Below are 15,811 nucleotides of genomic sequence, written 5' to 3' on the forward strand. Positions count from 1 at the left end.
AATCAAGAGACAGCTTTTTCAAAGGAGAAGATGTCCGCCAGCATGCTCGCTCTCTCTTTTCAAAGGAGGGATGTCGTTTTGGCCATTGTTGAAGCGGCTCATACCCTCGCCCCTTTGACAATGCCGCTTTCCTCCCTTTGAAAAAAGCGGAGCAGGGGGATTTTATTAGGCTGTTTTCACAGCGTAACAGCCTTTAGCTCTTAATACGTATTTAACTAGAAGACGTTCGAGAGGGACATTTACCTCAGCTGGTCCGTTAAAAAAGCCCTGTAGGTCGGGCACGCGCTTTTTGTGCCCGACATTTCCAAGGCCTTGAAAGGTGGCAGGGTTTCAGACACGTACCATAGTCGTGTAGGTCGGGCACGTGCTTTTTGTGCCCGACATTTCCAATGCCTTGAAAGGTGACAGGGTTTCTGGCCCGTGCAATATTCTGAAGTATGATCGCCACATGGATGTCGGGCAACGATAAAGCAGTTGCCCGACCTACAGGGCTGACCTTTTCCGTATTCTTCGTTAAATTAAGGTCTTTTAGTCGTGTAGGTCGGGCACGTGCTTTTTGTGCCCGACATTTCCAATGCCTTGAAAGGTGGCAGGCTTCAGGCCCGAGCAATATTCCGAAGCATGATCGCCACATGGGCGTCGGGCAACGATAAAGCGGTTGCCCGACCTACAGGGCTCGTTCGGCATCGTGGTCGTTCCGAATGGCGGAACCCGGCAAAGCCGGTTCCGCCTTACGGGTTACGGGTTACGGGTTAATAACGAATTGCCGACCAATTATTCCCTATTAAGCTAACCTCTAGCATTTCTTTATCCTCTTCATCTAAGTAGTAATCAAGTACCATTTTATCGGTGATATCTTTAGTGATGAGAGTAACAATGCCGTGAGAGCTCGCAGAGAAAGGAAATTCAAAATTAAATTCTTTAATTGAGTTGATTTTGATACATCCGCAAATTTCAGAAAATTTAGTCCAAATAAACATAGGGCCTGGATTTTGTTTGTACAATAAATCGATAAATAAGGCAAATCTTGGAAGGTTTTTATCTTTGAATGGAATAGTAAAGCGGGTAGTTACCGCTTGATCGCTAATTTTTATATTCATTATTTTTTTTGTTTCTTCTATAGATAACAAAGATGCTTCTGTCACAGGCTTTTGACTAAAGTAGCTTAGTTCTGTTAAATGATCTTTAAGATTAACTTTATAAGCAATTTTTTGTTTTCTCTCTATTGAATCATTCATAATCTACCTTCGATTTATTATTTTCCAGTTTTGGAAAACCGTATTTATTTGTTTGTATATTTCCATCACCGTCAACTTTAATCGATCCGGCCTCCCAATGTTTTTCACCTGGATGGCTTCTATCCAATGTTTGTTGTTGAACTGACTTTGTTTCTATCCCTCCTCCTTTCTTCGGAACCTCATACTTGTACTCTCGACCGGATTGATTTTTAGATTGAGAAATCGGTTGTTGGCTAGTTGGGATTTTTTCTTGCCTCATTGTTTCCCGTCTAGCTTGACGTGAGTTCAATGCATTTTTTACCGCATTAACAACTCCCTTAACTAAATCTGCCTTTCCAACTTCAGGCGTAGATACATTACCGGTATCAGAGAAGCTGATAAACTGAGACGTAAAGCTGGAAAATATCGAAGAAAACGTCGAAAAGAAGTCTCCGATGTCCCAGGATGTCCCGGTCGGACCGGTAAAGTCGTGTAGGTCGGGCACATGCTTTTTGTGCCCGACATTTCCAATGCCTTGAAAGGTGGCAGGCTTCAGGCCCGAGCAATATTCCGAAGCATGATCGCCACATGGGCGTCGGGCAACGATAAAGCGGTTGCCCGACCTACAGGGCTACAGGGCTCGTTCGGCATCGTGGTCGTTCCGAATGGCGGAACCCGGCAAAGCCGGTTCCGCCTTACGGGTTCAAAGCCATGACGGATTGCCTATCGGCGAATCCGCCTTACCGGGTTACCGGGTTATAAGCTTCACAATCAATTCCGGCTTAGCAATACCAACAAAACCCGCTTCATAGTCATCAAACTCCCCAACAGCCTTTAAAATTATTCCATTACTCTTTGCAATAAATTTTAAAAGCTCTCTATCAAAGATATTATTTACTTGCCATCCTTTGTCGAGTGCCTGGTCAATACTAATATCTTTAGGTAAGGCCAATATATAAGCGCAACGTTCTTCATGAATAGCTTGGATAACACTAGTAGTACTTAATTCTGAAATTAGCTTAGCTCCAAAAAACTTTAGTCCTTGAGCGCTTTCTTGCATCTGTTCAAAAGTTTCACCGAAATGGGGAATTTCGACACCTCTTGCTTTTAATGCATTCCAGAGTTTTCGATAACGAACAACTCTTGTATCAGGTTGCCATGTAGAGTTACCTATAAATAACCAAACATTATATTTTGTTAGCTTCTCAGTAATTAAATTAATAATAATATTCAAAATCTTCAACTGTAACGTACTGATAGATTCACCACTAAGAAACCAAGAAATAGCTGCCAAGGTGCAATTTTCAGGGATGTTTGATTTATTTAGGTTGAATACTTCGTTTTTTACAGAGATATTCATTGTAATAGTAGTTTTAATCTCAGTAGTCATAATGATTACCTATTTCATCATTAAAATGTGGCCCACGATTTTGTAAATTGCCTGCTCCGAAATTATGCCCACCGGAGTCATCCCTAATCCTTATAGTTTTCATACCTCCGCCAGAGGTAGGACTATCAAACTCATAGATTTTCCCTGGTTGAGTATTTCCCCTCTTGTCGACATTTGGAGTAACACGACTGGGTTGTTGATTGACCGGTACGCCAGACTGTCTTTTCGCTTCTCGGAAAGCCCCATTACGGCCAGCGCCTGAAGGACTAAGGTTAGGTGGCTTAACCCCTTTTACCCCATCCATCACTTTATCCGCCGCCTGGCCCACCTGCCTAAGTGTCCCTAACGCCGGTACCCCAGGTAACAACCCAACCCCGTCAAGCCCCAAGTTAATGGCGTTGTCCAAGCCCGGCTGTTGGATAAAGTTAAACAGACTCTGCGCAAAAAAGCCGATATCCACAAAATCCCAAACGGTCCCGGTCGGATCGGTAAAGTGTACCGGATTGCCATTGGCATAGGTATACACATTGACCCCGCCCTCCAGTTTGATGAGGTCGGGCTGCAAGTATCTTCCGGTTCTTGGCGAGAAATAGCGGGTATGGTTGTAATGCAATCCCGACTCGGCATCGTAATATTGGCCGGGGTAACGCAGATTGAAGACGACTTGGCTGCCGTCATGGTCCGGATCTGGCTGTGCCGGGGCGTTGCCATAGGGGGCCAGCGGCCAAGCCCAGACCGGCTGGCTCAGGTTGGCGTTCGGCAAGGCGGGGCGCAGGTAGCGCGGGGTATTGGCGAAGTCGGTTTCGATCGCGTAGGCGGCGGTCAGCGCGCCGGCGGCATTCTGATCGATCACCGCCAGCGGGATGTCGCCGAGCCAGACGTAGTTCCGGCGGCTGCCGTCGGCGGCCAGTTCGTAGAGCGGATGATCCTGGTCGTCGTAGATGGAACGCGTCTCGCTGCCATTCGTAAGCTTGAGCACGCGGCGGCGGTGGCCGTCGTAGACGTAGCGGGTGGTCAGGCCATTGCGCGTGCAGCGGGTCAGGTTACGCGCCGCGTCGTAGCCGAATTGCACGGCATTGCCGTGGCCGGTCACGTAGCCGGATAGGTCGTAGCGGTACGGGCCGTTGGAGCCGTCCAGGCCGCCTTCGGCCGGGGCGGGCGTTTGCGTTTCCTGGGTCAGGCGGTTGCCGGTGTAGACCAAATGATTGTTGGCAAGCGGCACGCCGTTCGCGTTCAACTGTTGAACTTGCTCCAGGTTGCCGTTGGCGTCGTGGCGCTACAGGGCTCGTTCGGCATCGTGGTCGTTCCGAATGGCGGAACCCGGCAAAGCCGGTTCCGCCTTACGGGTTACGGGTTACGGGTTTGAACAGAGTATCTTACGGGTTGTAACATCAAATTATTGGTTCACGCTCTAAAGAAAATAAATCGGGGTCTTTTTCTTCCAATAAATCTTCGAATTTGTTCCAACCATTTGCATTAACATAATTCGCTTCACTAGTGTAAATGGGAATAGACCAAACAACGACTGTCGGCGGTTCTGACCCGCTAAAGGTTGCAAAAGCATCACCCATAAATACAGGAATTGTACAATACACCGCATCAAATCCGAGTTTCTTAGCTGCATCTACTGGAAGTCGTATTACCTGTCCTCGAAGAAGAGCGTTGTGATCCTTTAGGATCAGCTCACAAATAAAGAGCAAGAGTGAGACCATATTTTCAGCCGTGCTCGTGTCTGATCCTGATAGAGGGAAAACCAACTCCTGACGGACTTTTTTTTCATCAGATATCCTTAACTCGTGGTGACTTAAACCCACTGTGAAAAAGGTATCTACAGATTTAAATGGGCTATCCTCGAAACACACTACTTGCAAGCCATCAGAAGAAAGATTTTCCTTCCAACCTTGTGAAACTTTTCCAAGAAATATTTCAGCATGGTCAATAATGTTCATGATTTGGCTTGCTCCTCAGTTGTCAGAACGGTTACAGCTTGGGCATCGTAACCTTACATCTTTGTTATATTCGTCTAGGACCTGCTTTCTGTCCATGCCACTCAAGCTCCTCTCACTCCATTTTGGCTGATGATCAACATCCCAATCTCTGCGTCCCTGAGTTGGTGCAACTTCCACATCTTTGCTACATGTAGGACATGCTTTTGACCCAGGCTTCGATCCAGTTGTAGCATTATCCCATGCATCTTGTACTGTTTGTTTTCTGAAGCTTGAAGGTCGTCTCGTAATATCCGCTGCGCTCTTTGTAACATCCCCCGCCTTATCAACAACCTTCTTCATCTTCCCAAGCGTACCGACTCCCACACCGCCGACTCCCCCCAAAGCCGCCGAAGCACCCACTTCGCCCCAACTCACGGCGCCAATATCAAAGCCATTGCTCAGCATCTGAAAGCTGAAGTCGAAAAGTCCGCCAAAAAAGGCACCGACTACACCGAACGTCCCGGTCGGATCGGTATAGTGTACCGGATTGCCATTGGCATAGGTGTACACATTGACTCCGCCCTCCAGCTTGATGAGGTCCGGTTGCAGATAGCGGCCGGTGCGGGGCGAGAAATAGCGGGTGTGGTTGTAATGCAGGCCCGACTCGGCATCGTAGTACTGGCCGGGGTAGCGCAGGTTGAAGACGACTTGACTGCCGTTATTGTCCGGATCTTGCTGCGCCGGGGCATTGCCATAGGGGGCCAGCGGCCAGGCCCAGACCGGTTGGCTCAGGTTGACGTTCGGCAAGGCGGAGCGTAGGTAGCGCGGGGTATTGGCGAAGTCGGTTTCGATCGCATAGGCGGCGGTCAGCGCGCCGGCGGCGTTCTGGTCGATCACCGCCAGCGGGATGTCGCCGAGCCAGACGTAGTTGCAGCGGCTGCCGTTGGCGGCCAGTTCGTAGAGGAGGTGATCCTGGCCGTCGTAGACATAGCGCGTCTCGCTGCCGCTGGCGAGCTTGAGCGCACGGCGGCGGTGGCCGTCGTAGACGTAGCGGGTGGTCAGGCCATTGCGCGTGTAGCGGGTCAGGTTACGCGCCGCGTCGTAGCCGAATTGCACGGCATTGCCGTGGCCGGTCACGTAGCCGGACAGGTCGTAGCGGTACGGCCCGTTGGAGCCGTTCAGGCCGCCTTCGGCCGGGGCGGGCGTTTGCGCGTTTCCTGGGTCAGGCGGTTGCCGGTGTAGATCAGGTTCGTGTAGGCCCGGAGTGTGCCGTTGGTGTTCAGCGCCTGGATTTGCTCCAGATTGCCGTTAGGGTCGTGGCGCAGCAGAAAGTGCGCCTCGGTGTCCTGGTGTTCGGCCAGATGGTCGAGGTCGTCGTAGGCGAAGAAGGTGTTGCCGTAGCGGGCCACGCGGTTGCGGGCATCGTAGCCGACCGGGAAGCGGTACAAGGCCGAGGCGCCCTGCGTTAACGTGACAGCAGACAGCCGCCCGCCGGCATCGCGTTCGCGGGTATAGGTCAGGCCGTTGCCGAAAGTCAGTCGAGACAAGCGATGGAGCAACGGCTGCCAGCGGATGTCGGTGGCCAGCGTCAAGGTCGTCGCGCCGAGCGTGGCGAGGACCTCGGTGGCGCGGCCGTCGGTGCCGTAGCGGTAAGTTATTGTCAAGCCGCCCGGATAGTCGATCCGCGTCGGCTTGCCGGCGGCGTCGGCGCCGGCGGTGTAGGCAGTGGTGAAGGTCAAATCCGGGCGGCCGCTCAAGGATTGTCGGTAGCCGGTCACGTCGCCGCGGGCATTATAACGGAACGCCTCGTTGACGGTGAGGTTCCCTTCGGCGGCGGCATTCAGCCGGCTGCGTCCGGTCAGGCGGCCAAGCGCAGAGGCGGCCGGTTCGCCGGCCAACGTCGGCACGTCCCAGGTCTGTGCCAGCACGCCGTTATCGCTGTACGCGGCGCGTTGCAGCCGATCCAGCGGGTCGTAGGTTTTATCGCTGGCGTAGCCGTCCGGGTCCTCGCGGTAGGTTTCATTGCCGGCCAGATCGAAGTCGGCCTGGCGGAGGCCGAAGTCGGCCGAGTCCTCGCGGTCGTGGCGGTCCAGCTCGGTGTGGCTCAAGCGGGTTTCGACGCCGTTCGGATCGACCACCCGGTTGACCCGGCCGGCCGGGTCGTACCAGAGATCGAACAACGGAATGGAAAGGGCGAGCGAATGGTCGTCCGCCATCGGCGCCCGCGTTTTTTCGTTGATTTGATCCAGGGCCGTATAGCCGGTCAAGTCGCAGATTTCCAGGCTCAAACAGGTGCGGGTTTCGAGGTTGTTGTCATTATAGACCGACACGGAAGACCAACTGCCGGAGCCGTCGCGTTCCGAGATCAAACGGCCCCGCTCATCGAAACCTTGTTCCCAACGCTGCGCCGCCTGCCCGGTTTGGCTGGCGAGCGTCTGCAGAATCTTGCCGCGGCTGTCGCGTTGATACGCCACCGTATCGGTGCGGCCGTTCGCGCTCAGGCTGACTGTTTTTACCGAGCCGGCCGGCGTGTAGGTGTAGTTCAATTGACTGCCGTCGGGGCGGGTCAGCGTTTGCAGGCGGCCGTCCGTGGCGTAGGCGTAGCGGGTCACGTCCTCACCGACCGCGACCGACAACGGCTGGCCCAGGGCATTGTAAGTCGTGACCGTATGCACGCCGGTGATGTCGACCTGATCGGTGACATGGCCGTGCGCATCGACGCCGACCACTTCCCCGACACGCCCCAGGGCGTCGGTGGTTTTCCACAGGTCGCCGTTATTTCGGTAGTCGGTGACGGTGCTGCCGTTTTCCGGACGCGGGCCGGTTTTGACCGTCCGCACGATGACTTGAGTCGTGGGATCGTAAGTGTGGCTATACACGGTCTGGTGGCAGGTCGTGGAGCCGGTGCGGCAACTGTCGTAGGCCAGGGTTTCCGTGGCCGGCCGGACGATTTCCTTGATCAAGTGGCCGCGGTCGTTGTAGCGCCAGTCTTTGGCCACCGCGCCGCGCACTTCCGCGGTTTTGAGCGGAAAGCGGCTGTCCCAGGTGCGGGTGGTGGTGCGCGCTTCCGGGGTGCCGGCGGCTTCCACTTCGGTCAGCGGCAGGCCCCGGGGATCGCGGGTGAATGTGGTGACCCGGCCCAGATAATCGGTGCGGCTCAACAGGTCGCCTTTGGCGTTATAGGTAGCGGTTTTAAAATCGCCGTCGCAATCGTCGCACCGCAGGCTGACACCTTTCGGACGGTAAATCGGGCTTCTTATATCGGTAGCATTCGTTTGAGTAAAAGTTCGATTGTAGACCAGTGACCGGTAGTCGGCGGTATCGCTGTCGGCAAACTGTTCGGTCAGCTTTTCCGTTAGAATACTACGCTGTTGGACTCGGTTTTTAGCATTGTGCCCGGCCTGCTCGATGCGCGAATAAGTGGGGAAATTCGTACTGCATGGCCAATTGAAGGTCGTATCCAACAAGGTACGTTCGCCTTCCGATACCGTATGCAAATAGGTATAAGCGTTGCGGATATTCTCGATACCGCCCGCGTCGTAACACGCCCTTAAAGTTAAAGTTCCTTGGGTATAGTGCCTGACTAACGGTATAACCCCCGCCGTCGCCACCGGAAAGGTCACCGTATTCGAGTTGTTACTGAAGTTGTAAGCATAGATTTGACCAGCCGGATCGGTCATCGAAACCAGCCAACCTTGGTTATATTGGAAACGCAAGACGCGCCCGCTCGGCACGTGGGTCACCGTGCTGATCCGGTTGAAGCCGTTTATTGATTGGTAAACCACCCGGTGCTCGATGCCGGACCGGTCGAAGCGGGCTACCAGATTACCGAGGCCGTTGTAGGCTTCGCGGATGCCGGATTGGAAATGGGTATAGACCCAGCGATAACTCGTGCCGTTGATCACGCCGTTCGCCACCAAGGTGTCGCGCACGTCCTTCGAACGCGGCTTCAAGGTTTCCTCGAACATTGTGCACACACCCCATGTACAGACGGTGAGCGTACGGTTGCTTGAAGGACCATCGTAGTTTAGATGATCGATCAAGCAACTCGAATAACTGTGTATCCAACCCCTCATTCCGGCGAGAGAATCGCAGTTTTCCGTCATTAAAAACTGCGGTGAAGTGCGGATGCGGGCAAAGACCAACGGAAACTGGCCTTCGCCGCGGTAGTCGGTTTCTTTCAGCAGCGTTGCGCCGGACAGCGGTTCCGACTGGAACTCGACCTGCGGTACGCGCGCGCTGTCGTTCTGTTCCCATTGCATCTGGCCGGGCAGTTGCTCATAGGGTAGGCCCGGATCGGCTAACGCCAGGTAGGGAAGGCATAACAGTGAGAGCCAAAGGTAAGCTCGCCAGATCAGTCGCGCTGGGGGAAGGAAATACATGCTCGTCCTCAGGGTGGGAAAATTCGATGGGCTGAACATCCGGTAATCACTAGATTGCCGACTCTATCGGCTCATTTAACTAGAAGACGTTCGAGAAGGATATTCACCTCACCTGATCCGTTAAAAAAGTTACGTCATTTGCAAAGCCAGCTTTGCAACGCCTTGGAGCTAAACTTAACGGCATTGGGGGTTATCGGGACGGCGTTTTTTCTTGCATTGACGAGCGGCATGCGGTGTAGGGCCGTGGGCCATATATAAAGAGAATCACAGCGGGGGTTGTGCAGACGGCGGACATTCGGGACTGGGCTTGAAGCCCAGCCCCTGCTATTAAGTAGTTAACTTTTTGCGGCCCGTTTCCGTTCGTGTTCGAGCAGCAGTTTCTTGCGCAGCCGAATCGATTTCGGCGTGACTTCGACCAATTCGTCTTCGTCGATGAATTCGAGCGCCTGTTCGAGCGTCATTTTCTGAATTGGTACCAGAATCAGGTTCTCGTCGGTGCCGGCTGCGCGGATGTTGGTCAACTGCTTGGCTTTACAGGGGTTCACGACCAGATCGTTTGCGCGCGAATGGATGCCGACCAGCATGCCTTCATAGACTTCATCGGCATGCACCAGAAATAGCTCGCCGCGTTCCTGCAACGCAAACAGCGCATAAGCCAGCGCCTTGCCCTGAGTCATCGAGATCAGCACGCCGCGTTTTCGGGCGCCTAGCTCGCCTTTTTTCATCGGCCCGTAATGATCGAACACATGGTAGAACAGTCCGGAACCCGAAGTCGAGGTCATGAATTCGGTCTGGAAGCCGATCAGGCCGCGCGAGGGCACCCTATATTCCAGGCGCACCCGGCCTTTGCCGTCCGGCACCATATTCAACAAGTCGCCTTTGCGCTCGCCGAGTTTTTCCATGATCGATCCTTGGTGAGTTTCCTCGACTTCGATCGTGACCATTTCGAAAGGCTCATGTTTTTCGCCGTCGACTTCCTTCAGGATCACTTCCGGGCGCGAAACGCCGAGTTCGAAGCCTTCCCGGCGCATGTTTTCGATCAATACCGACAAATGCAGCTCGCCGCGGCCCGAAACCTTGAATTTGTCCGGATCGCCGGTGTCCTCGACGCGCAACGCCACGTTGTGCTGCAATTCCTTTTCCAGGCGCTCGCGGATCTGCCGGGAAGTCAGGAACTTGCCTTCCTTGCCCGCAAACGGCGAATTGTTGACCTGAAATGTCATCGTAACGGTCGGCTCGTCGACGGTCAGCGGGGCCATGGCCTCGATTGCATCGGGATGACAAAGCGTATCCGAGATTTCAAGTTTTTCGATACCGGTAAACGCGATGATGTCGCCGGCATTCGCTTCCGGCACTTCGACCCGCTCCAGGCCGTGGAAACCGAACACCTGCAGGATGCGGCCCTTGCGCTCTTCGCCTTCGCGGCTGACGATGGTCAGCTGCATGTTGGTCTTGACGGCGCCGCGCTGAATCCGGCCGATCCCGATCACGCCGACGTAGGTGTTGTAGTCGAGGCTCGACACCTGCATCTGGAACGGGCCGTCGGGATCGACGTCCGGCGGGCTGACGTGCGTTACAATCGTTTCGAACAGCGGCGTCATGTCGCCGCCGGTGACGGTCGGTTCCAGGCCGGCAAAACCGTTCAGTGCGGAAGCATAGACGATCGGGAAATCGAGCTGTTCGTCGGTCGCGCCGAGGCGGTCGAACAGGTCGAACGTCTGATCGACGACCCAGTCCGGGCGTGCGCCGGGGCGGTCGATTTTGTTGATTACGACGATTGGTCTCAGGCCCAGCGCAAACGCTTTCTGGGTCACGAAGCGAGTCTGCGGCATCGGGCCGTCGACCGCGTCGACCAGCAGCAGCACCGAGTCGACCATCGACAGTACCCGCTCGACCTCGCCGCCGAAATCGGCGTGGCCCGGCGTATCGACGATGTTGATATGGTAACCGTTCCAGTCCAGCGCGGTGTTCTTGGCCAGAATGGTAATACCACGTTCTTTTTCCAGGTCGTTCGAGTCCATGACCCGCTCGGCGACTTTCGCGTGCGCGGCAAACGTGCCGGATTGCTGCAGCAGTTTATCGACCAGCGTAGTTTTGCCGTGATCGACGTGCGCGATGATCGCGACGTTTCTTAATTTATTGATATCCATTGAGTCAATTTGAAAGGGTTAGCGAATGATTCGATGCGGCGCATCCCGTGCCCGCATCGCAAAAGGGATTTGGGGGTAAACGAGGGTTAAGGAAAGGAATTATACACAAAAGCCGGCCCGGTGTTTTTATCGTTCAACGAGTCACCGAAAAATCGCCGCTGGACGCCGATGGGCGGCGTTCCAGGCGAGCCGCATGGAGGGTAGCCGTCCGTCCGGCTTTAACGCGAAACCGCTTCACCGAACTGTTGCAGAAAATGGGCTGCCTGCGGCAGGTCGAACGGCCAGCAGAGCGCGCGGCGGCTTGCCGGTTCCAGCAGAACCGGGATTTTCAGCGCATAATCGGGCTGCCATTCCGGATGTTCGGCGATGTCGACCGATTCGACCGGGAAATGCGGTGCGCACGCCGCGACGATTTCCCCGGCTTCTTCGCAGAGGTGGCAGCCTTCGGTGCCGAGCAATAAGAAGCGCATCAGTGTTTGCTCATCTTGTCCTGGACGCTCATCAGCAGGGCCGAAACGACCAGCGTCAGATGCACGGCCACGTACCAGAGGATTTTATCGTTATGGGTGTCTTCGATCTTCATGAAGATTTTCAACAGATGGATCGACGAAATCGCGACGATGGTCGAGGCGATCTTCATCTTCAGGGAGCCGTAGTCGTGGGTGCCGAGCCAGTCGAGTTTTTCGGCGTCTTCGGCGATATCCAGACGGGAAACGAAGTTTTCGTAACCGCTGAACATCACGATTACGATCAGGCTGCCGACCATGGTCAGGTCGATCAGGGCCAGCACTTTCAGGATCAGGTCGGTTTCGTTCATCTCCAGGAGGTGTGGCAGGAAATGATAGAGTTCCTGGAAGAATTTGATGAACAGCGCGGCGACGACCAGGCTCATCCCGACATAGACCGGCGCCAGGATCCAGCGGCTGCCGTACAGGATGCGTTCGAGGGAGTGTTCGATTTTTTCTTTTAATGACATGGGATGGGCTCAGGGTTCAAGGTCTAGGGTGCAAGAAATCGGGAGCTTTGAACCTTGCTCTCTGAACTTTGAACCAGTGCTTTCAATGATTCAGATGCGCCGACAGCCAACGTTCGGCGACTTCTTCGGCAATGCCTTTGCGTTTGGCATAGTCCTGCAGTTGGTCCCGGTTGATTTTGCCGACGTTGAAATACTGTGCTTCCGGATGCGCGAAATACCAGCCGCTGACTGCCGCGGCGGGATACATCGCGTAACTTTCGGTCAGGGTGATGCCGGTACTCTCGGTGACGTTCAAGAGCTCGAACAGCCTGGCCTTTTCGGTATGGTCCGGGCAGGCCGGGTAGCCGGGGGCGGGACGAATGCCGCGGTAGGCTTCCTCGATCAATTGTTCGTTGCTGAGTTTTTCGTCCTTCGCATAACCCCAGTAATCGGTTCGGACCGCTTGGTGCATGTATTCGGCCAAAGCTTCTGCCAGACGGTCGGCCAGCGCCTTCAGCATGATGGCGCTGTAGTCGTCGTGATCGCGTTCGAATTCGGCCAGTTTCGCTTCGATGCCGACGCCGGCGGTCACCGCGAACGCGCCGATGTAATCGGCGATGCCTTGCTCTTTCGGCGCGATGAAGTCGGACAGGCAATAGTTCGGCCGGCCCGGCGCCTTCACGTTTTGCTGACGCAGATGGTGCAGCACGGCGCGGACTTTGGCGCGCGATTCGTCTGCGTACACGATCACGTCGTCGCCGTCGCTGTTGGCCGGGAAAAAGCCGATCACCGCGCGGGCGGTCAGCCATGCTTCGTTGATGATTTTGTGCAGCATCACTTGCGCATCGTCGAACAGTTTGCGCGCTTCAAGGCCGACCACGCTGTCGTCCAGGATTTTCGGATAGCGCCCGGCCAGTTCCCAGGTCTGGAAGAACGGCGACCAGTCAATATACCAGACCAGGGTTTCCAGCGGGAAGCGGTCGATGGCCCGGATGCCGAGAAACGAGGGTTTGATCGGGATATGGCCGTTCCACGCGGCTCGGTTCCGGCGGGCGGCTTCGATCGGATGCTGCTGGGTCTTCGCCTCTTTGCCTTTATGGCGCTCTCGAACTTCCCGGTATTCGGCGCGCACCGCTTCGGTATAGCCGGCTTTCAGGTCGGCGCTGAGCAGGCTGCCCGCGACGCCGACGCCGCGCGAGGCGTCCGGTACATAGACGGTCGCGCCTTCGTAATTCGGTTCGATCTTGACCGCGGTATGCGCGCGCGAGGTGGTGGCGCCGCCGATCAGCAGCGGAATCGTAAAGCCCTGGCGCTGCATTTCTTTGGCGAGGTGCACCATTTCGTCCAGCGATGGCGTGATCAGGCCGCTGAGACCGATGATGTCGACCTTTTCCTTGCGCGCGGTCTGCAGGATCGTTTCGGCCGGCACCATCACGCCGAGGTCGATCACCTCGTAGTTGTTGCACTGCAGCACCACGCCGACGATATTCTTGCCGATATCGTGCACGTCGCCTTTGACTGTCGCCATCAGAATCTTGCCGTTGCTTTGGCGTTCTTCGGCCTGATCGTCTTCCATGAACGGCATCAGATAGGCGACCGCCTTTTTCATCACCCGCGCGGACTTGACGACCTGCGGCAGGAACATCTTGCCGGCCCCGAACAGGTCGCCGACCACGTTCATGCCGTCCATCAACGGGCCTTCGATCACATGGAGCGGCTTGTCGGCTTGCAGGCGGGCTGCTTCGGTGTCCTCGTCGATGAAATCGGCGATGCCTTTCACCAGCGCATGTTCGAGCCGTTTGTTGACCGGCCAACTGCGCCATTCCAGCTCTTCGGGCTTGACGGCGCCGCTTGAGCCGTCGCCGCGGTAGCGTTCGGCGATTTCGAGCAGTTTTTCGGTCGCGTGCGGATGCCGGTTCAGCACGACGTCTTCGACCGCCTCGCGCAATTCGGCCGGAATGTCTTCGTAGATCGCCAACTGGCCCGCGTTCACGATGCCCATGTCCATGCCGGCCTGGATCGCGTGATAGAGAAACACCGCATGGATCGCTTCGCGGACCGGATTATTGCCGCGGAACGAGAACGAAACGTTCGAGACGCCGCCGGAAATCAGCGCATGCGGCAGGGTCGCCTTGATTTCATGGGTCGCTTCGATGAAATCGAGCCCGTAGTTATTGTGCTCTTCGATGCCGGTCGCGATCGCAAAAATGTTCGGATCGAAAATAATGTCTTCGGGCGGAAAACCGAGCTGTTCGGTCAGAATGCGGTAGGCGCGGGTGCAGATTTCGACCTTGCGGGCTTGTGTGTCGGCCTGGCCGACTTCGTCGAACGCCATCACGATCACTGCCGCTCCGTAGCGCCGGACCAGTTTCGCGTGTTCGATGAATTTCGCTTCGCCTTCTTTCAGCGAAATCGAATTGACGATGCCTTTGCCCTGGATGCACTTGAGCCCGGCTTCGAGAATTTCCCATTTCGACGAATCGAGCATGATCGGCACTTTCGCGATGTCGGGTTCGGCCGCGAGCAACATCAGGAAACGCACCATCGCTTCTTTCGATTCGAGCATGCCTTCGTCCATGTTGATGTCGATTACCTGCGCGCCGTTTTCGACCTGCTGGCGGGCGACGTCGAGCGCGGCCTCGTAATCGCCGGCCACGATCAGCCGTTTGAAGACCGCTGAGCCTGTGACATTGGTCCGCTCGCCGACGTTCACGAACAGGCTGTCCGGGCCGATCGCCGTCGCTTCGAGGCCGGACAATCGGCAGGCTTTGGGGATGTCGGGAATGGCTCGGGGCGGGTAGGGCGAAACCGCCTCGACGATCGCCTTGATGTGCGCAGGCGTCGTGCCGCAGCAGCCGCCGATGATGTTCAGAAAGCCCTGCTTTGCCCAGTCGGCGATTTCCTGCGCCATCATTTCCGGCGATTCGTCGTATTCGCCGAATTCGTTCGGCAGGCCCGCGTTCGGATGCGCGGAGACATGGGTATCCGCGATCGTCGACAGTTCGTCGATGTGCTGCCTTAATTCCTTTGCGCCGAGCGCGCAGTTGAAGCCGAACGAGATCGGTTCGATATGTTTCAGGGAATGCCAGAACGCGGCCACGGTCTGGCCCGATAAAGTCCTGCCCGAGGCATCGGTGATCGTGCCGGAAATCATCACCGGCAGCTTGTGGCCGATCCGTTCGAAGTAGGCGTCGACCGCGAAGGCGGCGGCTTTCGCGTTCAGCGTGTCGAACACCGTTTCGATCAGGATGATGTCGGCGCCGCCGTCGATCAGGCCCCGGGTGGCTTCGGTGTAGGCCTCGACCAGTTCGTCGAACGAAATGTTACGGAAGCCGGGATCGTTTACGTCGGGCGACATCGAGGCGGTCCGGTTGGTCGGTCCCAGCACGCCGGCGACGAAGCGTGGCTTGTCCGGCGTAAGCTGTGTATAGTCGTCGCAGGCCTGGCGGGCGAGACGCGCCGATTCGACATTGATTTCGTAAACCAAAGCTTCCATCCGGTAGTCGGCCATCGCGACCCGGGTCGAGTTGAAGGTGTTGGTTTCGATGATGTCCGCACCGGCTTCCAGGTAGGCGCAGTGGATGGCTTTGATGATCGCGGGCTGGGTCAGCGACAGAAGATCGTTGTTGCCTTTCAGGTCGATGTCCCAGTCGGCGAAACGCGCGCCCCGGTAGTCTTTTTCCTCCAGCTTGTAGCTTTGGATCATGGTACCCATCGCGCCGTCGAGGAATAGGATTTTCTGGGAAAGGAGCTGTTTTAAATCGGGGGTCTTGTCCATGGGCAAAAGGT

At 55.7% G+C, this 15,811-nt stretch carries 11 protein-coding genes; all 11 read right to left on the reverse strand.

Annotation, left to right across the window (positions count from 1 at the left end; all coding sequences use genetic code 11):
* Positions 1–752 precede the first annotated feature (752 nt).
* Positions 753–1,238 carry a hypothetical protein gene (locus METAL_RS08910; protein ID WP_005371591.1) on the reverse strand — a complete coding sequence of 162 codons (486 nt, stop codon included), beginning with the start codon at positions 1,236–1,238 and terminating at the stop codon, positions 753–755.
* Positions 1,231–1,722, reverse strand: coding sequence for a hypothetical protein (locus METAL_RS20700; protein WP_213069487.1), 492 nt, complete (start codon positions 1,720–1,722; stop codon positions 1,231–1,233). Before METAL_RS20700 ends, METAL_RS08910 begins: the two co-directional genes overlap by 8 nt.
* Before the next feature lie 243 nt (positions 1,723–1,965).
* On the reverse strand, positions 1,966–2,607 hold the full coding sequence (locus METAL_RS08915) for a hypothetical protein (RefSeq protein ID WP_005371592.1): 642 nt from the start codon (positions 2,605–2,607) through the stop codon (positions 1,966–1,968).
* Complete coding sequence (locus METAL_RS19920) at positions 2,597–3,844, reverse strand: RHS repeat-associated core domain-containing protein (protein WP_031431583.1); 1,248 nt, start codon at positions 3,842–3,844, stop codon at positions 2,597–2,599. The genes METAL_RS08915 and METAL_RS19920 overlap by 11 nt, the downstream gene beginning before the upstream one ends.
* Positions 3,845–3,998: 154 nt before the next feature.
* Positions 3,999–4,556: a suppressor of fused domain protein gene (locus METAL_RS08925; protein ID WP_005371593.1), complete on the reverse strand. Its 558-nt coding sequence runs from the start codon at positions 4,554–4,556 to the stop codon at positions 3,999–4,001.
* 15 nt (positions 4,557–4,571) lie between these two features.
* Positions 4,572–5,672, reverse strand: coding sequence for an RHS repeat-associated core domain-containing protein (locus METAL_RS21550; protein WP_040578312.1), 1,101 nt, complete (start codon positions 5,670–5,672; stop codon positions 4,572–4,574).
* 41 nt (positions 5,673–5,713) lie between these two features.
* On the reverse strand, positions 5,714–8,917 hold the full coding sequence (locus METAL_RS08935) for an RHS repeat domain-containing protein (RefSeq protein ID WP_245549501.1): 3,204 nt from the start codon (positions 8,915–8,917) through the stop codon (positions 5,714–5,716).
* Between the two features lie 335 nt (positions 8,918–9,252).
* On the reverse strand, positions 9,253–11,067 hold the full coding sequence (typA, locus tag METAL_RS08940) for a translational GTPase TypA (RefSeq protein ID WP_005371595.1): 1,815 nt from the start codon (positions 11,065–11,067) through the stop codon (positions 9,253–9,255).
* A 218-nt stretch (positions 11,068–11,285) separates the two neighbouring features.
* A complete protein-coding gene (locus tag METAL_RS08945) occupies positions 11,286–11,537 on the reverse strand; it encodes a glutaredoxin family protein (RefSeq protein ID WP_005371596.1) in 252 nt (83 codons plus the stop codon).
* Positions 11,537–12,043, reverse strand: coding sequence for a TIGR00645 family protein (locus tag METAL_RS08950; protein WP_005371598.1), 507 nt, complete (start codon positions 12,041–12,043; stop codon positions 11,537–11,539). The genes METAL_RS08945 and METAL_RS08950 overlap by 1 nt, the downstream gene beginning before the upstream one ends.
* An 82-nt stretch (positions 12,044–12,125) precedes the next feature.
* The gene (metH, locus tag METAL_RS08955) at positions 12,126–15,800 is read right to left on the reverse strand and encodes a methionine synthase (RefSeq protein ID WP_005371599.1); all 3,675 of its coding nucleotides are present in this window, start codon (positions 15,798–15,800) and stop codon (positions 12,126–12,128) included.
* Between the last annotated feature and the right edge of the window lie 11 nt (positions 15,801–15,811).

It is taken from the genome of Methylomicrobium album BG8, from assembly GCF_000214275.2.
Lineage (GTDB): Bacteria > Pseudomonadota > Gammaproteobacteria > Methylococcales > Methylomonadaceae > Methylomicrobium > Methylomicrobium agile.